Annotated in this window: 15 protein-coding genes; 5 read left to right on the forward strand and 10 right to left on the reverse strand. The window is 68.4% G+C overall.

Features of this window, described 5'->3' with window-relative positions; translation table 11 throughout:
* From pyrR to F1599_RS21065, 4 genes are all read right to left on the reverse strand, one after another.
* On the reverse strand, positions 1-564 hold the full coding sequence (gene pyrR / locus F1599_RS21050) for a bifunctional pyr operon transcriptional regulator/uracil phosphoribosyltransferase PyrR (RefSeq protein ID WP_150084376.1): 564 nt from the start codon (positions 562-564) through the stop codon (positions 1-3).
* A complete protein-coding gene (gene ruvX / locus F1599_RS21055; RefSeq protein WP_223819794.1) occupies positions 561-1028 on the reverse strand; it encodes a Holliday junction resolvase RuvX in 468 nt (155 codons plus the stop codon). The genes pyrR and ruvX overlap by 4 nt, the downstream gene beginning before the upstream one ends.
* A complete protein-coding gene (locus tag F1599_RS21060) occupies positions 1021-1593 on the reverse strand; it encodes a YqgE/AlgH family protein (RefSeq protein WP_006575892.1) in 573 nt (190 codons plus the stop codon). Before F1599_RS21060 ends, ruvX begins: the two co-directional genes overlap by 8 nt.
* 134 nt (positions 1594-1727) lie before the next feature.
* The gene (locus tag F1599_RS21065; RefSeq protein ID WP_150084378.1) at positions 1728-2468 is read right to left on the reverse strand and encodes a 16S rRNA pseudouridine(516) synthase; all 741 of its coding nucleotides are present in this window, start codon (positions 2466-2468) and stop codon (positions 1728-1730) included.
* Positions 2469-2610: 142 nt separating this feature from the next.
* On the opposite strand from F1599_RS21065, the gene F1599_RS21070 reads away from it, so the two are divergent.
* Positions 2611-4176: a cryptochrome/photolyase family protein gene (locus F1599_RS21070; RefSeq protein ID WP_150084380.1), complete on the forward strand. Its 1566-nt coding sequence runs from the start codon at positions 2611-2613 to the stop codon at positions 4174-4176.
* Positions 4177-4390: 214 nt separating this feature from the next.
* Here F1599_RS21070 and F1599_RS21075 read toward each other — a convergent pair whose 3' ends face one another.
* From F1599_RS21075 to hemC, 3 genes are read right to left on the reverse strand one after another with little or no spacing between them, the layout of a single operon-like run.
* The gene (locus F1599_RS21075; protein WP_149317736.1) at positions 4391-5581 is read right to left on the reverse strand and encodes a heme biosynthesis protein HemY; all 1191 of its coding nucleotides are present in this window, start codon (positions 5579-5581) and stop codon (positions 4391-4393) included.
* A gap of 3 nt (positions 5582-5584) precedes the next feature.
* On the reverse strand, positions 5585-7909 hold the full coding sequence (gene hemDX, locus F1599_RS21080; protein WP_150084382.1) for a fused uroporphyrinogen-III synthase HemD/membrane protein HemX: 2325 nt from the start codon (positions 7907-7909) through the stop codon (positions 5585-5587).
* A 9-nt stretch (positions 7910-7918) separates the two neighbouring features.
* On the reverse strand, positions 7919-8944 hold the full coding sequence (gene hemC, locus F1599_RS21085) for a hydroxymethylbilane synthase (RefSeq protein WP_150084384.1): 1026 nt from the start codon (positions 8942-8944) through the stop codon (positions 7919-7921).
* A gap of 162 nt (positions 8945-9106) precedes the next feature.
* Between hemC and ppc the strand changes: the two genes are divergently transcribed.
* Positions 9107-12214: a phosphoenolpyruvate carboxylase gene (gene ppc, locus F1599_RS21090; protein WP_150084386.1), complete on the forward strand. Its 3108-nt coding sequence runs from the start codon at positions 9107-9109 to the stop codon at positions 12212-12214.
* A 45-nt stretch (positions 12215-12259) separates the two neighbouring features.
* On the opposite strand, the gene F1599_RS21095 is transcribed toward ppc, so the two are convergent.
* Positions 12260-12577 carry a helix-turn-helix domain-containing transcriptional regulator gene (locus tag F1599_RS21095; protein ID WP_150084388.1) on the reverse strand — a complete coding sequence of 106 codons (318 nt, stop codon included), beginning with the start codon at positions 12575-12577 and terminating at the stop codon, positions 12260-12262.
* Positions 12558-12908: a type II toxin-antitoxin system RelE/ParE family toxin gene (locus tag F1599_RS21100; protein WP_150084390.1), complete on the reverse strand. Its 351-nt coding sequence runs from the start codon at positions 12906-12908 to the stop codon at positions 12558-12560. Before F1599_RS21100 ends, F1599_RS21095 begins: the two co-directional genes overlap by 20 nt.
* A gap of 285 nt (positions 12909-13193) precedes the next feature.
* Here F1599_RS21100 and argH point away from each other — a divergent pair, with 285 nt between their 5' ends.
* The 3 genes from argH (at position 13194) to F1599_RS21115 (ending at position 17305) form a co-directional block, all read left to right on the forward strand.
* Positions 13194-14603 (forward strand): argininosuccinate lyase, encoded by a 1410-nt coding sequence (argH, locus tag F1599_RS21105; RefSeq protein WP_150084392.1) that lies wholly within the window; start codon positions 13194-13196, stop codon positions 14601-14603.
* A gap of 356 nt (positions 14604-14959) precedes the next feature.
* Positions 14960-15559 carry a TRAP transporter small permease subunit gene (locus F1599_RS21110; RefSeq protein WP_149317729.1) on the forward strand — a complete coding sequence of 200 codons (600 nt, stop codon included), beginning with the start codon at positions 14960-14962 and terminating at the stop codon, positions 15557-15559.
* A 12-nt stretch (positions 15560-15571) separates the two neighbouring features.
* Positions 15572-17305 carry a TRAP transporter large permease gene (locus F1599_RS21115; protein ID WP_150084394.1) on the forward strand — a complete coding sequence of 578 codons (1734 nt, stop codon included), beginning with the start codon at positions 15572-15574 and terminating at the stop codon, positions 17303-17305.
* 125 nt (positions 17306-17430) lie between these two features.
* Here F1599_RS21115 and F1599_RS21120 read toward each other — a convergent pair whose 3' ends face one another.
* Positions 17431-19701, reverse strand: coding sequence for an arginine/lysine/ornithine decarboxylase (locus F1599_RS21120; protein ID WP_149317727.1), 2271 nt, complete (start codon positions 19699-19701; stop codon positions 17431-17433).
* Between the last annotated feature and the right edge of the window lie 160 nt (positions 19702-19861).

Below are 19861 nucleotides of genomic sequence, written 5' to 3' on the forward strand. Positions count from 1 at the left end.
TCAGCCGGCGGCGGAATTGTGGTTGCCGTTCAGCGTTTCGGTGGCAAAGGAAAAACGGATGCCGGCCCCCTCGCCTTCGCGCGACAACACCAGGTTCGTGCCGCGCGGCAGCGTGATCCGCTCGCCGACGAAGTCCGCCCCGATCGGCAGCTCGCGGCCGCCGCGATCGACCAGCGTGGCCAGCGCGACGCGCGCGGGCCGACCGTAGTCGAACAGTTCGTTGACCGCGGCGCGGATGGTGCGGCCGGTGGCCAGCACATCGTCGATCAGCAGCACATGGCTGTCCTGCACGGAAAACGGCAGCGTGCTCGGTTGCGCCTGGCTGTGCAGGCCCTTCTTCGCGTAATCGTCGCGGTGGAAGGCCACATTGATCACGCCGTAATGCGGCAGCTGCAGATCGGCCGCCAGCCGCTCGGCGATCCACGCGCCACCCGAATAGATGCCGGCGATCGACCAGGGCGCGCCGCCCGAGGCGGAGCCCGATGCCGCGGACAGCATCCCTTGCACGTGGTCGCGCAGCGCGCGGTAGAGCGCCTCGGCGTCGAGGGTGACGTTGGAAATCATAGCGGGAGTTGGTCGAAATACTGTTGCAGGATGATGCGGGCGGCTTCGTGATCGAGCGCCCCCGGCCTGGCGCCGGCGGCCTGGGCCTCCAGCGAACTGTAGCGCTCGTCGACCCAGGTCACCGGCAGATTGAAGCGGCCATTGAGCTGATTGCCGAAGCGACGCGCCAGCTTGGTCGCGGGCTGTTCGCCGCCTTCCGGGGTCAGCGGCAGGCCCACCACCAGATGCACCGGCGCCCATTCGGCGATCAGCGCGGCGACGGCCTCGAAGCGCCCTTCGACGGTGATGTTCGGCAGGATGGTCAGCGGCCGCGCCTCGCGCGTGATGAAGTTGCCCAGCGCCACGCCGATCTTGCGCTCGCCGTAGTCGAAACCCAATACGGTGCCGTCGGTTGGCACGGCAGACACGGGCGCGCCTTGCGGCGCCGGCTTGTGGAGCGGCGTGGCCGCGTCCGCGCTAGGCATGCCCCGCCTCGCCGGAGAGCATGGTGATATCGATGCCCAAAAGGCGAATGGCGGCGGCGAAGCGTTCCTCGGGAGGCACGCTGAACACGATCTCGGGGTCGGCCTGCACGGTCAGCCAGCCGTTGCGGCTCAGCTCTTCCTCCAGCTGGCCTGCGCCCCAGCCGGCATAGCCCAGCGTCAGCAGGAAGCGATGCGGGCCGCTGCCGTTGGCGACGGCCTCGAGCACATCCTTGGAGGTGGTCATCTCTAGGCCGCCGGGCACGGTCAGCGAGGACACATAGACGCCGACCGGGTCATGCAGCACGAAGCCGCGCTCGGTCTGCACGGGGCCGCCGAAATAGACGGGCTGCTGCGCGACGGGCTGGATTTCGAGCTTGAGATCGATCTTGTCGAACAGCGTGGCCATGTCGATGTCGATCGGCCGGTTGATCACCAGGCCGAGCGCGCCACGCTCGTTGTGTTCGCAGATGTAGACGACGGCGCCGGTAAAAGTCGGATCCGCCATGCCGGGCATGGCGATCAGGAATTGATTCGTCAGATTGATGGGGGCTGCGGACGTCGCCATGCGTTGCATTTTATCAAATCAGCGCCAATGTTCCGGAAAAGATTCCCTCGTCCGGGCCCGCGCAGGGAGCTGGACGGTGCGCGCCGCCCCACAGCCGTTGCGCCGCAGCATCGCGGCCGCGGTTGGCCCCCGCCTCAGTCCTTGCGCGCCAGTTCCGCCAGATCCGCCGGCGTCAGCCAGCGCCATTCGCCGGGCGCCAGCGCCGGGTCCAGCGCCAGTCCGCCGATGCGGCTGCGGTGCAGCGCGGCGACATGGTTGCCGGCCGCGGCGACCATCCGCTTGACCTGATGATACTTGCCTTCGGCCAGCGTCAGCCGCAGCGCGCGTTCGCCGACGATCTCGCAGGCCAGCGCGGCGATCGGGGCCGGTTCGTCCTCCAGCTGCACGCCTTCGCGCAGGGCCGCGGCCTGGGCCTCGATGACCGGCTCCGCCGTCGCGACCTCGTAGACCTTGGGCACCTTGCGCTTGGGCGAGGTCTGCGCGTGGATGAACTGGCCGTCGTCGCTGAGCAGCAGCAGCCCGGTGGTGTCCTGGTCGAGCCGGCCGACCGCCTGCACGCCGCGCTCGCGCAGCGGCACCGGCAGCAGCGTGTAGACGCTGGGATGATGCAGCGGCCGCTGCGAGCATTCGTATCCGGTCGGCTTGTGCAGCATCAGATAGGCCTTGTCGTGGCAGACCCAGTCCTCGCCATCGACGGTCAGCCGCAGCCCTTCGAGCACGAATTCGGCGCGCGGGTCCTCGCACAGCTCGCCCTCGACCTCGACCATGCCGGCCGCCACCAGATCCCCGCAATAGCGGCGCGTGCCGAAGCCCTGCGATTGCAGGATGCGGTCCAGCGGCGTGGTCTTGGGCGGTTTGGCGGTCTTCGCGTTCATCGGCGGTAAGGAGGGAGTGAGGGAGTGAAGGGAGTCAGGGCGGTCAGCGGCGAAGCGGCGCGTTGCAGGGGAATGGCGCAGGGGGTCATGCTACGGTAAACGGTCGCGCGACCGGCGGCGCGGTGCTCACGGAGAATCGAGCTTGAACCCATCCCCCCATCGCGAACCGTACCGCGTCGGCCGTTCGTTCGCCCGCGCGCTGGTCTGGTTTCGCCGCGACCTGCGCGTGGACGACCACGCGGCGCTGCATTATGCCCTCAAGCATGCCCGCCAGGTGTGGTGCGTGTTCGTATTCGATCGGGAAATCCTCGACCCGCTGCTGGCGCGCAGCTTGGCGCGCGGCAAGGCCAGCGATCGTCGCGAGGCCTTCATCCTCGCCTCGCTGGCCCCGCTGGACGCCGCCTTGCGCAAGGCCGGCGGCGGCCTGATCGTGCTGCACGCCGCGGCCCGCACGGCGATCCCCGCGCTCGCCCGCGAACTCGGCGCGCAGGCCGTCTTCGCCAATCATGACTACGAGCCCGCGGCCATCGATCGCGACCGCGCCGTGGCTGATGCGCTGGCGGCCGACGCGCGCCTGTATTTCAGCTTCAAGGACCAGGTCGTGTTCGAGCGCGACGAGATCCTGAACGGCCAGGGCAAACCGTTCTCGGTCTTCACGCCGTACAAGAACGCATGGCTGAAGGCGTTGCAGCCCTTCGATCTGCGGCCCTACCCGGTCGCGCCCTATCTGCCTGCGCTGGCGCCGCTGCCCGCGGCGCACGACCGGCCGCTGCCGACACTGGACGCGCTCGGCTTCGCCCCGGCCGAGCCGGAGGCAGTGCCGCTCGCGCCGGGCAGTCCGGGCGCACACGCGCTGTTCGATGCCTTCCTCGACCGGCTGGGCGACTATGCGCGCCGGCGCGATTTCCCCGCCGTGCGCGGGCCCAGCTATCTGTCGGTGCATCTGCGCTTCGGCACCATCTCGATCCGCACGCTGGCGCGCGCGGCGCATGCGGCCATGCTGCAGGGCGGTGCCGACGCCAACGGCGCGGCGACCTGGCTGTCGGAACTGATCTGGCGCGATTTCTATTTCATGGTGCTGCACCACCGGCCGGACCTGGCCGATGGCCGCTCGTACCACGCCGCCTATGACGCGATCCGCTGGCGCACCGGGCCCGTTGCGGAGCAGTACTTCGCCGCATGGCGCGAGGCGCGGACCGGCTATCCGCTGATCGATGCGGCGATGCTTCAGCTGCGCCAGAGCGGCTATATGCACAACCGCCTGCGCATGGTCAGCGCCAGCTTCCTGGTCAAGGATCTGGGCATCGACTGGCGCCGCGGCGAAGCGGTGTTCGCCGACCTGCTGAACGACTACGACTTCGCGGCAAACAATGGCGGCTGGCAATGGGCCGCATCGACGGGATGCGATGCGCAGCCGTGGTTCCGGATCTTCAATCCCGTTACGCAGTCGCGCAAGTTCGACCCGGAGGGCGCTTTCATCCGGCGCTATCTGCCGCAGCTGGCCGCGCTGCCGGACAAATATCTGCACGCGCCGTGGACCGCGCCGGAAGCGGTGCTGGCGGCGGCGGGAATCACGCTGGGGAAGGACTATCCGCGCCCGGTCGTGCAGCACGACCTGGCGCGGCAGGAAACGCTGGAGCGGTATGCAGTGGTGAAGGCGGGAGTGGGAGCGCCCGCGGCAGCGGCCGCGAGCGAGCGATCGGGATAGCAGCCACCTTGCGCTCTCCCCGGCCCCGCTCACGCGCGCGGGAGAGGGAGCAAACCACGGCTGCCCGGGTATTCGCGTGACGCGACCAGCCCTGTTACTCCTCAGCCGTGTCAGGCCCCAAGGCGTGTTACGCCCTCAGGCTGGGGTACGCCACCAGCAGTGCCACACCACCAGCGGTGTTACACCACCCGCGGTGTCACACCACCAGCAAGCGTTACGCCGCCAGCAGCGCGCTTTCCCGATAATGCCGCTGCGCGTCCTCCGGCCGTTCGGTCTGCTCGAACAGCCGCGCCAGCGCCAGATGCGCGCGCACGCGCAGGCGGCGCTGTTCCTCGCTGGTGGCGTACTTCAGCGCGCGCTCGAAATTGGACTGCGCCTTGCCCCACAGCTGTTCGCCCAGGCAAAGCACGCCCAACGTGAAATGCAGCTCGGCATCGTTCGGATGCTGTGCCAGCCATTTCTCGGCCTGCTGGATCTGCGGCAGCGCCTGGCCGGGCTCGGCGCAGTCGGCGTAGCGCAGCACCAGCCGGCTGTCCCAGTTGACCTTCAACGCGTCCTCGACGATCCGGCGCGCTTCCTGCTGGCGGCCCAGCGCCGAGAAATAGCGCGCGGCCGGCTCGGCGATGCGGGCGGCGCGGCGCTCGTCGTTCGACAGCGAACGCCAGAAGTCCTGCAACGCGTCGGCGTCGTGGCGGCGTTCCTCCAGCATGGCCTCGCAGGCCAGCTGCTTCAGACGCAGTGCCAGCACCGGATGCAGCGCGTTGCGCTTCTCCAGCGAACGCGCGAGCCGCAGCACCTCGCTCCAGTTCTTCAGATGCTGATGCGCACGCAGCGCGATCCGTTGCACATGGATCTGCCGCCCGCCCTGCGCCTGCAGCTGGGCGATGGTTTCCAGCGCGCCATCGGCATCGCGCGCGTCGACCAGCATCTCGGCCAGCGACACCAGCCGGGCCTGCTCGCGCTCGGGTGCGGTGACCTGGGCCAGCCAGCCGTCGCGCCGATCGGCCTCCTGCATCTGGTGCGCGGCGCGGGCGCCGATCAGCGCCGCGGTCTGCGCCTGCTCGGGCCAGACCTGGGCCTCGCGTGCGGTGCGCTCGGCGCGGGCGAAGCGGCCGGCGAACAGGTTCTCGATCGCCTCGCGCAACGCGGCCTGGGCCTTCAGCATGCGGTTGCGCTCGCGATAGGCCGCGGCGCGCCGGGGCATCTCGGACAGATGCCGGATCGCCGACAGCACGGTCCAGGCAATGAAGAACAGCAGCAACAGCAGCGCCAGCGCCAGATTGAGCGACAGCTCGACCCGATACGGCGGGTAGAACAGCACCACATTGCTTTGATTGAACTGCGTGAACAGCGCCAGGCCGACGGCGCCGCCAAACAGGATCGCCACCCAGAATAGAAGTCGCATGCGCTACTCCTTCTTCAGGGAACGCAGCGCGCCGAGGCTGTCGGACATCGTCGGCAGCTGCACGGCCACCGCGCCGGCCTGCGCCTGCTTCAGCAGGGTCTGCACGGCCTGCACGCGGCGGCTCTTGGTATCGAAATAGCGTTCGATCATGCCGTGCGCCGCGGCCAGATCGTTGCGGAACACCTGCTCGTTGCGCGACAGCAGCGCGAGCCGCGCGTTGAGCAGCCGCAGCTTGACGTTCTCGCGCAGGAACCAGCCCTGGTCGCCGGTCAGCAGCAGCGCCTCGGTATCGTCGACCCGGCGCACGCGGATCACGCGCATCAGCTCGTCGCGCACGGTACCCCAGACGCCGGCGAACCACTGCGTCACGCGATTGCCGGTGCCGTCGCCATTGCCTGCGGCAACGGCCGAGGCCGCGCCGGGCTGGGACGCGGCCGCCGTGCCGCGCGGCGTGCCTTCGCTGCGTTCGAGCATCCGTTCGCTCGACAGCAGCGGCAAGGCGTCGATCTGGTTGATGGCTTCGTCGAGCTTGATGGCGGCGCCGGTCAGGTCGGTGTCGGGCATCGCCTTGAGCCGGCCGATGTCGCGCGCGATCGCCCGGCGCAGCTGGTTGTATTCGGGCTTGTCGGAGCGGGCCAGGCGAACGTCGGCGCTCTGCAGCGCGGACAGGGCGACCTGCACGTTGCCGGTCAGTTGCAGTTGCTGGCCGGCGTTGGTCAGCAACTGCTGGATCTCGGCGATCTCCCAGTCGTCGCGGTTGCGCATCAGGTCCTGGTAGACCTGCTCGAGCGTGGCCTGCTTGTCGCGGGTCTCGCCGACCTGGGCCTCCAGCGCGCCGACCTTCGCCTGCATTTCCTTGACGGTGGTCTGCGCCTCGCGGGTCAGCACGCGAGACTCCTGTACCAGCGCGTCGTTGTTCTGCTGGCGGCGCGCCAGTTCCTCGGTCAGCCGGTCGACCCGTTGCTGCAGCCACCAGAACGCGCCGCCGGCGACCAGCACGAAGATCGCCAGCAGCAGCCAGGCCAGGGCGCCGCGGCCACGTGAAGCGGGCCGCTCGCCGGGCGAGGCGCCAGCGGGCGCCGGGCCGGGCGGCATGCCGGCCGGTGGAGAAGAGGAGGAAGCGGTGGAGGTTTGCTGTTGCGTCACGCGATCGACCTTCGTTGACGTGGATTGCGGTGATTCGGTGGGCGGGATTGGGGGCGGCGCGGCGGGCGGGCTCGCCGGTGCCGCCGATGCGGCGAGCGATGGCGCCTGCCGATGCGTTGCGGGTCCCGGCGCCGGAGCCGGCGCAGTCGAAGCGGCCGCGGGGACGGGCGCGGCAGTCGGGCCAGGCTCCGACTGGAAGACCGATGGCGACATCGATGGCGGCACAGGTTGCGACACCGCGGGCGACGCCAATTCCGACGCCGGTTGCGACGCCGGCTGTGAAGCCGATTGCGACACCGGCTGTGAAGCCGCTTGCGCCGTCGCCTGCAATTGACTCCGATACGGCTCCGCCCAACGCAGGCAGGCCGCCCGCAGGCCCTCGTCCCCCGGCGCGGCCAGCAGCACGCGCGTGAAGCCCAGGGCCGCCGCCTGCTCGGCAATTCTCGCATGCGGGGCAATGCACTGCACCTCGCGCAGCGCGGCGTCTTCCGCCGGCGACAGGTTGTCGCGCGCCAGCTGATCGAGGTTGCGCACGGCTTCGGAACTGGTCAGCAGCCACGCCTGCGGCGCCGCGCCCGGCTTCAGGCCGTCACGCACGGCCTGCCATTGCATCGAGCCCGGCACGGGCATCGTGCGTCGATAGGCCTCGACCGCCAGCACGGTGGCACCGGCCTCGCGCAGCTTGTCGCCGAGCCAGTCGCGGCCGCCGTTGCCGCGGACGATCAGCACCTCGCGGCCGGCCAGCGACGGCACGTCGAGCTGCGCCCACAGCGCCTCGGAATCGAAACGCGCCTCGGCAGGATCGATGTCGGCTGCGGCGCCATCGGCGCCGGCCGGCGAGATCACGCGGTGGCGCGGCGCGGCGATGCCGCGCTCTGCAAGCGCCGCCACGCTGGCGGGCCCGACCACCGCGACCGGCACCGATTCCGGCCAGGCCGCGGCGCCGCCCTGCGCCAGCGCGAGCGCATCGAGCGCATAGGCAATCGCGTTGGGGCTGACGAACACGACCAGCGCGAACTCGGGCAGCCGCGCCAGCGCCGCGCGCAGCGGGCCGTCATCGGCCGCGGGCCCGATCGCCAGCAGCGGAAAGCTCAGTACGTCCAGACCCGCGGCCTGCAGCGCCTCGGTCAGTTGCCGGGACTGCCCGGCGGGTCGTGTGACAACGACGGTCGGGCGGGGCATCGCTTCCCCTCAGTGGCCGCCGGGGCCCGCCGGCGCGCCGTCGTTCCGCAGCGCGACGGCCAGCAGCGCATCGGCGCCCTGGGCCAGCAGCGCGTCGGCGACGGCGTTGCCCAGCGCTTCGGCATCGGCGGCGCTGCCGACTTCGGCCGCGCGCTGCGCATGCACGCTGCGGGAGCCGTCGGGCGTGGCGACGAAGGCGTCCAGTTGGAGGCGGCTGCCATCCCGGCTGCCATCCCCGCTGCTATTCCAATAAGCATGGGCGGCCAGCGGCACCTGGCAGGAGCCGCCGAGCCGGCGCGATACCGCGCGTTCGGCGCCGACCGCCAGCGCGGTGGGAACATGATTGAGCGGTGCCAGCCAGGCGGCCAGCTCGGGCCGATCCGAGCGGATCTCGATGCCGAGCGCGCCCTGCCCGGCCGCCGGCAGCGACGTCGCCGGGTCCAGCAGCGCGCGGATGCGGCCGGCCAGGCCCAGACGCTTCAGGCCGGCCGCGGCGAGAATGATCGCGCCGTAGTCGCCGCGATCGAGCTTGGCCAGCCGGGTATCGAGATTGCCGCGCAGCGGCTGCACCACCAGATGCGGGTAGCGGCTGCGCAGTGCGGCCTCGCGGCGCAGGCTCGAGGTGCCGACCACGGTCCCGGGCGGCATCTCGTCGAGCGAGGCGAAGCGCGTCGACACCAGCGCATCGCGCGGATCTTCACGCTCCATCACGGCGGCCAGCGCGAAGCCCTCTGGCAGCTCCATCGGCACGTCCTTCAGCGAATGCACCGCCAGGTCGGCCCGGCCCTCGGCCATCGCCACTTCCAGCTCCTTGACGAACAGGCCCTTGCCACCGACCTTGGAGAGGCTGCGGTCCAGAATCTGGTCGCCCCGGGTAGTCATACCCAGAATGGACACATCGCACGCGGGATAGTATTGTTGCAACGCAGCACGCACATGTTCGGCCTGCCACATGGCCAGTCGGCTCTCGCGTGACGCGATCACGAGCCTGCCCGGCGCGGCGGATGAGGATGCGGAAGGGACGGAAGCTTGCATGCCGCGAATGGTAGCACGCACCCCCTGCCGCTCCGGCCGCCGCCCCGGACGCTGGCGGCGTGGCGCCCGAAGGCCGCAGAGCCGGGGCGAAAGCGGGTCCGGAAGGCGATCGGAACGATCGGAAACACCAGCCACATCAGAACCAAACGCAGAGGAGATTGCATGACGCAGCCAGCTGCGCGCCCGGCCGGCCGCCGGATCCGCGCTGTCCGAGGCCGATCGGAAACCGCCGGGAGCGAGCCGAATCGGCCGGCCGAGGCCGCTACACCCGCCGCTTCGCCCGAGCACGTCGAGAATGCCGCTGACGCCGATCACCTGGCATCGGCTGGGTCGGCACCGCCCACCGCGCCCTCCACCGCCCGCTCCGCCCCCGCCCCTTCCGCGCGAACCGCTCGCCGCGCCGCCGCCAAACCGGCCTCCCACCTCGAAGTGGTGCCGGCCGCACCGGCCCGCAAGTCGGCCAACGACAAGGACCTGCCGCTGCGCGAGGACATCCGCTTCCTCGGCCGCCTGCTCGGCGACGTGCTGCGCGAGCAGGAAGGGGAGGCGGCCTTCCAGATCGTCGAAACCATCCGCCAGACCGCGGTGCGCTTTCGCCGCGAGAACGACCGCGCCGCCGCGGCCGAGCTCGACCGGCTGCTCAAGCGGCTGTCGCGCGACCAGACCAACCAGGTGGTGCGCGCCTTCAGCTATTTCTCGCATCTGGCCAATATCGCCGAGGATCAGCACCACAACCGCCGCCGGCGCGTCCATGCGCTGGCCGGCTCGCCGCCGCAGCCGGGCAGCATGGCCCGCGCGCTGCAGGCGATCGACGCCGCCGGGGTCACAGGCAAGCAGCTGCGCAAGTTCTTCGACGAGGCGCTGATCGTGCCGGTGCTGACCGCGCACCCGACCGAGGTCCAGCGCAAGAGCATCCTGGACGCCGAGCGCGAGATCGCCCGCCTGCTGGCCGAGCGCGACCTGCCAATGACGGCGCGCGAACTGGCGCACAACACCGCCCAGCTGCGCGCCAAGGTCACCACGCTGTGGCAGACCCGGATGCTGCGCAATACCCGGCTGATGGTGGTCGACGAGATCGAGAACGCGCTGTCGTACTACCGGACCACTTTCCTGCGCGGCATACCGCAGCTGATGACCGAGCTGGAGGAGGACATCGCCGCGGTCTACCCGGCCTCGCGCCGCGCCAAGGCCGAGCCCGGCCCGCTGCCGCCCTTCTTCCAGATGGGCTCGTGGATCGGCGGCGATCGCGACGGCAATCCCAACGTCACCGCCGACACGCTGGAGCACGCGGCCTGCCAGCAGGCGCTGCTGATCCTCGAGTGGTATCTGGACGAGGTCCACGCGCTGGGCGCCGAGCTGTCGATGTCGACGCTGATGGTCGAGGCCAGCCCCGCGCTGCTGGCGCTGGCCGAGGCGTCGCCCGACCGCTCCGAGCACCGCGCCGACGAGCCGTACCGGCGCGCGCTGATCGGCATCTACGCGCGGCTGGCCGCGACCTGCCATGCGCTGACCGGCCGCGCGGCGCCGCGCCATCCGGTCGCCGACGCCGAGCCCTACGCCAGCGCGGAGGCCTTCGCCGCCGACATCGAAGTCGTCATCGATTCGCTGCGCGAGCACCACGGCGAGGCGCTGGCGCGTGCCCGCATCGATGCGCTGCACCGCGCGATCGGCGTGTTCGGCTTCCATCTGGCGTCGATCGACATGCGCCAGGTGTCCGACGTGCACGAGGCCGTGATCGCCGAGCTGTTCGCGGCCGCGGGCGTCGAGGCGGACTACGCCGCGCTGCCGGAGGAGCGCAAGCTCGAGCTGCTGCTGAACGAGCTGCGCCAGCCGCGGCTGCTGACGCTGCCCTGGCATACCTATTCGGAGCAAACCCGCAGCGAGCTGCGCGTGCTGACGACCGCCCGCGAGTTGCGGGCCCGCTACGGCGCCCGCGTGGCGCGCAACTACATCATCTCGCACACCGAGACGCTGTCGGACCTGGTCGAGGTCATGCTGCTGCAGAAGGAGACCGGCATGCTGCGTGGCACGCTGGGCAGCCGCAGCGATCCGGCGCGCATGGAACTGATGGTGATTCCGCTGTTCGAGACCATCGAGGACTTGCGCAACGCCAGCGGCATCATGCAGGCGCTGCTCGATCTGCCCGGCTTCGCCGCGGTGCTGGCGAACCAGGGCGGCGAGCAGGAGGTGATGCTCGGCTATTCGGATTCGAACAAGGACGGTGGCTTCCTGACCTCGAACTGGGAGCTGTACAAGGCCGAACTGGCGCTGGTGCAGCTGTTCGCGCAGCGCAGGATCAAGCTGCGGCTGTTCCACGGCCGCGGCGGCACGGTCGGACGCGGCGGCGGCCCGACCTACCAGGCCATCCTGTCGCAACCGCCGGGCACGGTGAACGGCCAGATCCGGCTGACCGAGCAGGGCGAGATCATCAACAGCAAGTTCGCCAACGCCGAGATCGGCCGCCGCAACCTGGAGACCGTGATCGCCGCCACGCTGGAGGCGTCGCTATTGCCGACGCAGAACGCGCCGAAGGACCTGGCCACGTTCGAGAGCATCATGCAGAAGCTGTCGGACCGCGCCTTCGTCGCCTACCGCGACCTGGTCTACGAGACGCCGGGCTTCAAGGACTATTTCTTCGCGACCACGCCGATCACCGAGATCGCCGATCTGAATCTCGGTTCGCGTCCGGCGTCGCGCAAGCTGATGGACAAGAAGAACCGCCGCATCGAGGATCTGCGGGCGATTCCCTGGGGCTTCTCGTGGGGCCAGTGCCGCCTGCTGCTGCCGGGCTGGTTCGGCTTCGGCAGCGCCGTGCGCGGGCTGCTCGACGAGGCGGGCGACGACAAGGCCCGCAAGGCGCTGGTGGCAACGCTGCGCCGCATGGTCAAGACCTGGCCGTTCTTCTCGACGCTGCTGTCGAACATGGACATGGTGCTGGCCAAGACCGACCTGGCGGTCGCTTCGCGCTACGCCCAGCTGTGCGACGACGCCGCGCTGCGCAAGGCGGTGTTCAACCGGATCAGCACCGAATGGCACCTGACCGGCGAGATGCTGGGGCTGGTCACCGGCAAGCACGACCGGCTGGCGGACAATCCGCTGCTGGCCCGCTCGATCAAGAACCGCTTCGCCTACCTGGACCCGCTGAACCACCTGCAGGTGGAATTGCTCAAGCGCTACCGGGCCGGCAAGGACGGCGACGACGTGCGCGTGCGGCGCGGCATCCATCTGACCATCAACGGGATTGCGGCGGGGCTGCGCAATACGGGTTGAGGTGCGGGGGCTGGAGGGTAGCCCTGCCCTCCGGCCCGTTCCCACTCAAGCCGCGTGACGCGGCGCGGATGAATTCAGCGGCCGCACCGCCAGGCACAATCCCATCGCCTTCAGGATGGCAGTCAGGCTGCTCAGCGCCGGGTTTCCCTTTGGCGAGAGCGTGCGGTAAAGCTGGGTGGGATTGAGGTCGGCCTGCTCCGCTACCGCCTGCACGCCGCCGAACGCCTGCGCCAGTTGCCGCAGCACCGTCAGCAATTCGCCTTGGTCGCCATGTTCGAGAATGCCGTTGATGACATCGAGCGCGAGCGCCGGATCGCTGCGGTACAGCTCGGCCATCGCCTCGTCATGCGGTCTGCTTCTCATCGTCGCCTCGTTGTTGCCAGTCTTGCCAATAAGATACCGCTCGATCGATATCGCCCTGCTGAGTGCGCTTGTCGCCCCCGCATAGCAGCACCACGACGCGCTGTCCGTGCAACGCGTAGTACACCCGATAACCGGGCCCCACGTCGATGCGCAGCTCGCACACCCCTTCGCGGCAGTACCTGTAGTCGCCAAAATTGGCTTGCTCCATGCGAGCCACGCGACGAATCACCGCGACTTTGGCCTCGCGGTCGCGCAAGCGGCTCAGCCACTCCATGAAGAGATCACGCTGTCCGTCGGCCGTGACATAGTGTTCGATCAAATAGCGGGTCATTTTCGTTTAAAGACGAATTGGGGTCAACCGAATTTTCGGAGGGAAAGGGACGCCTTACGTCTCGTTGCGGCCGCATGTCGTGGTCGCCATGTCTCGGCGGCTGGGCCTTCGGTGGCGGCGTGCTGCCGCGTTGGAATGGACGCTCGAGCGTAGGCTCGGCGGCACGGTGAAAGTGTTCCCGTCCGTCAACGGTGCCCGGCAACGATATAATTGCCGCTTTTCCTATCCTCCTTTCCGTTGCCCGGCACGCCTCGGTGCGTGGGCACTGTCCAGTTCCCTACCGCCATGACCTCCCAACTTGCCAAGAAAGGCGAAGCCTGGTCCGCCCGCTTCTCCGAACCGATGTCCGACCTGGTGAAGCGCTACACCGCTTCGGTGTTCTTCGACAAGCGCCTCGCGCTGTTCGATATCCAGGGCTCGCTGGCGCATGCGGCGATGCTGGCCCGGCAGGGCATCATCAGCGAAGCCGACCGCGCCGAGATCGAGCGCGGCATGGCGCAGATCCGCGGCGAAATCGAGGCCGGCAGCTTCGAATGGAAGCTGGACCTGGAAGACGTTCACCTGAATATCGAGGCGCGGCTGACCGCGCTGGTCGGCGATGCCGGCAAGCGGCTGCATACCGGCCGCTCGCGCAACGACCAGGTGGCCACCGATATCCGCCTGTGGCTGCGCAGCGAGATCGACAACATCGTCGGCCTGCTGGGCGACCTGCGCCACGCGCTGCTCGATCTGGCCGAGCAGCACGCCGACACGATCCTGCCTGGCTTCACGCACCTGCAGGTCGCGCAGCCGGTGACCTTCGGCCACCATCTGCTGGCCTACGTCGAGATGTTCACGCGCGATGCCGAGCGGATGCAGGACGCCCGCAAGCGCGTCAACCGCCTGCCGCTGGGCGCGGCCGCGCTGGCCGGCACCAGCTACCCGATCGACCGTGAATTCGTCGCCCAGCAGCTCGGCTTCGACGGCGTCTGCCGCAATTCGCTGGATGCCGTGTCGGACCGGGACTTCGCCATCGAATTCTGCGCGGCCTCGGCGCTGGTGATGACGCACGTGTCGCGCTTTTCGGAAGAGCTGGTGCTGTGGATGAGCCCGCGCGTCGGCTTCATCGATATCGCCGACCGCTTCTGCACCGGCAGCTCGATCATGCCGCAGAAGAAGAACCCGGACGTGCCCGAGCTGGCGCGCGGCAAGACGGGGCGCGTCAACGGCCACCTGATCGGCCTGCTGACGCTGATGAAGGGCCAGCCGCTGGCGTACAACAAGGACAACCAGGAAGACAAGGAGCCGCTGTTCGACACGGTCGATACCGTGGTCGACACGCTGCGCATCTTCGCGGACATGGTGCCGGGCATCACGGTCAAGCCGGAGGCGATGCGCGCCGCGGCGCTGCAGGGCTATGCGACGGCGACCGACCTGGCCGACTACCTGGTCAAGAAGGGCCTGCCCTTCCGTGACGCCCATGAGGCGGTCGCCCACGCCGTGCGCGCCTGCGACGCGCGCCAGTGCGATCTGGCCGACCTGACCGTGGCGGAGCTGCGCGAGGCCACCGGCCTGGGCGACAAGGCCGCCCTGATTGGCGACGATGTCCACGGCGTGCTGACCCTGGAAGGCTCGGTCGCCGCCCGCAACCATATCGGCGGCACCGCGCCGGACCAGGTGCGCGCCGCGATCGCGGCCGCGCGCAAGGCCGGTTGATCCGATCTGCTGATCGGCGGATCTGCCGATCAGCAGACCTGTTGATCCGCTGAGCTGACGATTTGCTGATTTGCTGATTTGCTGATTTGCTGATTTGCTGATTTGCGGATCGGCTGCCGGTCCGCCGCGCACCATGGCGTCCCCGTTTCCCGCGGGGACGCTCCCCACCTTGGTGGGGAATCTCCCTCTCCCGCCTCTCCCCGCCTCTCCCTCCACCCGCCCTCTTCTGGTGCGGACTACGCAGACAACCACGCAGACAAAGTGACGAATTGGGGATTAACCCTAGCGATTTGCCGTGGGGTTCAACCGTAAACTGACGCGCCACCCCGGTTTTTCCCCATCCCTAGGACGTTCACATGTCTCTCCTCATGAGGATCTCACGGCTTATCGACGCCGTGAACGATGTCATCGGGAGGTGGGCGAAATGGCTGATCCTGCTGGCCGTACTGGTCTGCGCGGGCAACGCCATCATTCGCTACACCTTCAGCATCAGCTCCAACGCCTGGCTCGAAATGCAGTGGTACATGTTCGCCGCCGTGTTCCTGCTCGGCGCGCCGTACGCCCTGCGCAAGGACGAGCATGTGCGCATCGACGTGGTCGCCGGACGCTTCTCCGAGCGGACCCAGGTCTGGATCGACATCTTCGGCATCCTGCTGTTCCTGCTGCCGATCTCGCTGATCATCCTGTGGCTGTCGATCCCCTACTTCTGGCTGTCCTTCGTCGGCCATGAAATGTCGGGCAATGCCGGCGGCCTGATCCGCTGGCCGGCCAAGTTCCTGATCGTCGCCGGCTTCTTCCTGCTGATCCTGCAGGGCCTGTCCGAGCTGATCAAGCGCTTTGCCTACCTGAGGGGGGAACTGCCGTTCGAAGCCTTCCGCAAGCACGGCCACAGCCCCGCGGAAAACGCCGCCGCGCTGGCCGATGGCGGCCGCTCCGGTCCCCCGGCAACCCCGTAAGCGAGGCGCGCAATGACGCAATTCCTGATCGACAACATGGCGCCGATCATGTTCGGCTCCCTGGTGGTCTTCCTGCTGTCGGGCTTTCCGATCGCCTTCGCGCTGGCGGCCAACGGGCTGCTGTTCGCCTTCATCGGCATCGAGCTGGGCCTGCTGGCGCCCGAACTGCTGCAGGCGCTGCCGAGCCGGCTGTTCGGCATCATCGAGAACGACACGCTGCTGGCGATCCCGTTCTTCACCTTCATGGGGCTGATACTGGAGCGATCCGGCATGGCCGAGGATCTGCTCGATACCATCGGCCAGCTGTTCGGCCCGATCCGCGGCGGTCTGGCCTATGCCGTGATCTTCGTCGGCGCGCTGCTGGCGGCGACCACCGGCGTGGTGGCGGCCTCGGTGATCTCGATGGGGCTGATCTCGCTGCCCCTGATGCTCAAGTACAACTACGACAAGCGGCTGGCGACAGGCGTGATCGCCGCGTCGGGCACGCTGGCGCAGATCATCCCGCCCTCGCTGGTGCTGATCGTGCTGGCCGACCAGCTGGGCCGTTCCGTCGGCGACATGTACAAGGGCGCCTTCGTGCCCGGCATGGTGCTGACCGGCCTGTACATGCTGTACGTGCTGCTGATGACGCTGGTCAAGCCGGCCTCGGCGCCAGCCCTGCCGCTGGAGGCGCGCACCTTCCGCGAGCCCAGCGGCAAGAGCGGTTCGACCTCGGTGCTGGTGCTGACCGCGCTGGCCGTGGTGGTCGGCGTGGTGGTGGACCTGAACTACAACCCCGGCGGACCGCTGGACGAGCGGCTGGTGGTGTCGATCGGCGCGGCGATCTCGTTCGCCTTCGTGCTGGCGGTGATCAACCGCGTGCTCAAGCTCAATCTGCTGTCGCAGATGGCCGAGAAGGTGACCTTCGTGCTGATCCCGCCGCTGGCGCTGATCTTCCTGGTGCTGGGCACGATCTTCATCGGCGTGGCCACGCCGACGGAAGGCGGCGGCATGGGCGCCCTCGGTGCGCTGGTGCTGGCGCTGATCAAGGGCCGGCTGAACCTGGGCCTGACCAGGCAGGCGATGGAATCGACGCTGAAGCTGTCGGCCTTCGTGATCTTCATCCTGATCGGCGCCCGGGTGTTCTCGCTGACGTTCTACGGCGTCGACGGCCACCTGTGGGTCGAGCATCTGCTGACGGCGCTGCCCGGCGGCCAGACCGGCTTCCTGATCGCGGTCAACATCCTGTTCTTCCTGCTGGCCTTCTTCCTGGACTTCTTCGAGCTGGCCTTCATCCTGGTGCCGCTGGTCGGCCCGGTGGCGGACAAGCTGGGCATCGACCTGATCTGGTTCGGCGTGCTGCTGGCGGTCAACATGCAGACCTCGTTCATGCACCCGCCGTTCGGCTTCTCGCTGTTCTACCTGCGCTCGGTCGCGCCGCGCTCGGTCAAGACCTCGGACATCTACTGGGGCTCGGTGCCCTTCGTGGTGATCCAGCTGATCATGGTGGCGCTGATCATCATCTTCCCGGGCCTGGTCACCACGGACAAGGCGAAGGCGCAGGACCGCAGCATCACGCGCAGCCTGGACATCGACCTGGGCAAGCCCTCGCAGCCGGCACCGGGCGGCCCCGCTCCTTCCGGCCCCTCGGAGGCGCCCGAGGCGCCGACGCTGCCGGGCGGCGCGCAGCTCGAGACGCCAGGCGCGCCGCCCCAGTCCAACGACAGCGGCCCGGCGGCACCGGTGTTCGAGTTCGAGAAGAAGTAGTTGGAGCCGGGATCGTTCGAGCCGAAATCTCTCAAGTCGAAACGCCCGAACGACGGCACCAGGAAAAAACGGCCGGCATCTACATGCCGGCCGTTTTTCTTTACCGCCCCGCCGCCGTCAAGCCGTCAAGCCGTCTGCTTCACGCAATCGACGAAATACACGCGCTTGCCGTCGATCTCCTCGGCCACCAGGCCGTGGATATCGGTCTCGAAGCCCGGGAACAGCTGGTTGAACTCGCGGGCGAACTTCAGGTACTGGACGATGGTCCGGTTGAAACGCTCGCCCGGGATCAGCAGCGGAATGCCCGGCGGGTACGGCGTCAGCAGGATCGCGGTGACGCGGCCCTCCAGATCGTCGACCGGCACCCGCTCGATCTCGCGGTGCGCCATCATCGCCCAGGCGTCCGACGGCTTCATCGCCGGCTCCATGTCCGACAGATACATCTCGGTGGTCACGCGCGCGACGTCGTTGGCCTTGTAGACGCTGTGGATGGCATCGCACAGGTCGCGCAGGCCCATCCGCTCGTACTGCGGGAAGCGCGCGACGAACTCCGGCAGCACGCGCCACAGCGGCTGGTTCTGGTCGTAGTCGTCCTTGAACTGCTGCAGCTCGGTCACCAGCGAGTTCCAGCGGCCCTTGGTGATGCCGATGGTGAACATGATGAAGAACGAGTACAGCCCGGTCTTCTCGATGATGATGCCGTGCTCGGCCAGGTACTTGGTGACGATCGCGGCCGGAATGCCGCGCTCGCTGAACTCACCATCGACATCGAGCCCCGGCGTGATGATGGTCGCCTTGATCGGGTCCAGCAGGTTGAAGCCGTCGGCGAGGTCGCCGAAGCCGTGCCAGCGGTCGTTGGCCTTCAGCATCCAGTCCTCGCGGTCGCCGATGCCGTCCTCGTTCAGATCTTCCGGACCCCAGACCTTGAACCACCAGTCGCCGTTGTTGCCGGCGTCGTAGTCCCCCTCGACCTTGCGCATCGCGCGGCGGAAGTCCAGCGCCTCCTGGATGCTCTCCTCGACCAGCGCGGTGCCGCCCGGCGCTTCCATCATCGCCGCGGCCACATCGCACGAGGCGATGATCGAATACTGCGGGCTGGTCGACGTATGCATCAGGTACGCCTCGTTGAAGCGGTACCGGTCGAGCTTGCGCGTCTCCGAGTCCTGCACGAGGATCTGCGAGGCCTGCGACAGGCCCGCCAGCAGCTTGTGGGTCGACTGCGTGGCGAACACCAGCGCGTCCTTGCTGCGCGGACGATCGCGCCCGATCGCATGCATGTTGCGATAGAAATCGTGGAACGCCGCGTGCGGCAGCCAGGCCTCGTCGAAATGCAGCGTGTCGATCTCGGCCGCCAGCATCTCCTTGATCTGCTCGGCGTTGTACAGCACGCCGTCGTAGGTGCCCTGCGTGATCGTCAGGATGCGCGGCTTCTGGTTCTTCGCCTGGCTGGCGAACGGATGCGCGGCGATCTTCTTGCGGATGGTCTCCGGGTCGAATTCGCTCTTCGGAATCGGACCGATGATGCCGTAGTGGTTGCGCGTCGGCATCAGGAACACCGGAATCGCGCCGGTCATCATGATCGCGTGCAGGATCGACTTGTGGCAGTTGCGGTCGACCACCACGATGTCGCCGGGCGCCACGTTGGCGTGCCACACCATCTTGTTCGACGTCGAGGTGCCGTTGGTGACGAAGAACATGTGGTCGGAGTTGAAGATCCGCGCGGCATTGCGCTCGGACGCCGCCACCGGTCCGGTGTGGTCCAGCAGCTGGCCCAGCTCGTCGACCGCGTTGCAGACGTCGGCGCGCAGCATGTTCTCGCCGAAGAACTGGTGGAACACCTGGCCGACCGGGCTCTTCAGGAAGGCCACGCCGCCCGAGTGGCCCGGGCAGTGCCACGAGTACGAACTGTCCTGCGCGTAGTCGATCAGCGCCTTGAAGAACGGCGGCGCCAGCGATTCGAGGTAGACCTTGGCTTCGCGGATGATATGCCGGGCCACGAACTCGGGCGTGTCCTCGAACATGTGGATGAAGCCGTGCAGCTCGCGCAGGATGTCGTTCGGGATATGGCGCGAGGTACGGGTCTCGCCGTACAGGAAGATCGGCAGGTTGGCATTGCGCCGGCGCACCTCGGTGACGAAGGCGCGCAGCTTCTCGATCGCCGCCGCTTCCGGCTCGTCGGTGCCGCTGGCGAACTCGTCGTCGTCGATCGACACGATGAAGGTCGAGGCGCGGCTGGACTGCTGCGCGAACGAGGTCAGGTCGCCATAGCTGGTCAGGCCCATCACCTCCATGCCCTCGGCCTCGATGGCCTGGGCCAGCGCACGGATGCCCGAGCCGGAGATGTTCTCGGAGCGGAAGTCTTCATCGATGATGATGACGGGGAAGCGGAATTTCATCGGGCGTCCTCGCGGAAAGGAGAGAGAGGCAAAAGGACTTGAGCCACATGGCCGCGTTCAGGCGCGCGGCGGCATGTGGCTCGGAGATTCATGCGGAGCGGTCGGGCCGCTCCGTCGGTCGTCGGCAATCGGGGTGTGGTGCGTTCCCGGGGCCATTGGC

The organism is Cupriavidus cauae, from assembly GCF_008632125.1.
GTDB lineage: Bacteria > Pseudomonadota > Gammaproteobacteria > Burkholderiales > Burkholderiaceae > Cupriavidus > Cupriavidus cauae.

Excerpts from the sequence above, each read along its gene's own strand:
- pyrR (WP_150084376.1), bottom strand. The coding sequence starts at position 564 with ATGATTTCCAACGTCACCCTCGACGCCGAGGCGCTCTACCGCGCGCTG.
- ruvX (WP_223819794.1), bottom strand. The coding sequence starts at position 1,028 with ATGCCTAGCGCGGACGCGGCCACGCCGCTCCACAAGCCGGCGCCGCAA.
- F1599_RS21060 (WP_006575892.1), bottom strand. The coding sequence starts at position 1,593 with ATGGCGACGTCCGCAGCCCCCATCAATCTGACGAATCAATTCCTGATC.
- F1599_RS21065 (WP_150084378.1), bottom strand. The coding sequence starts at position 2,468 with ATGAACGCGAAGACCGCCAAACCGCCCAAGACCACGCCGCTGGACCGC.
- F1599_RS21075 (WP_149317736.1), bottom strand. The coding sequence starts at position 5,581 with ATGCGACTTCTATTCTGGGTGGCGATCCTGTTTGGCGGCGCCGTCGGC.
- hemDX (WP_150084382.1), bottom strand. The coding sequence starts at position 7,909 with ATGCCCCGCCCGACCGTCGTTGTCACACGACCCGCCGGGCAGTCCCGG.
- hemC (WP_150084384.1), bottom strand. The coding sequence starts at position 8,944 with ATGCAAGCTTCCGTCCCTTCCGCATCCTCATCCGCCGCGCCGGGCAGG.
- ppc (WP_150084386.1), top strand. The coding sequence starts at position 9,107 with ATGACGCAGCCAGCTGCGCGCCCGGCCGGCCGCCGGATCCGCGCTGTC.
- F1599_RS21095 (WP_150084388.1), bottom strand. The coding sequence starts at position 12,577 with ATGAGAAGCAGACCGCATGACGAGGCGATGGCCGAGCTGTACCGCAGC.
- F1599_RS21100 (WP_150084390.1), bottom strand. The coding sequence starts at position 12,908 with ATGACCCGCTATTTGATCGAACACTATGTCACGGCCGACGGACAGCGT.
- argH (WP_150084392.1), top strand. The coding sequence starts at position 13,194 with ATGACCTCCCAACTTGCCAAGAAAGGCGAAGCCTGGTCCGCCCGCTTC.
- F1599_RS21110 (WP_149317729.1), top strand. The coding sequence starts at position 14,960 with ATGTCTCTCCTCATGAGGATCTCACGGCTTATCGACGCCGTGAACGAT.
- F1599_RS21115 (WP_150084394.1), top strand. The coding sequence starts at position 15,572 with ATGACGCAATTCCTGATCGACAACATGGCGCCGATCATGTTCGGCTCC.
- F1599_RS21120 (WP_149317727.1), bottom strand. The coding sequence starts at position 19,701 with ATGAAATTCCGCTTCCCCGTCATCATCATCGATGAAGACTTCCGCTCC.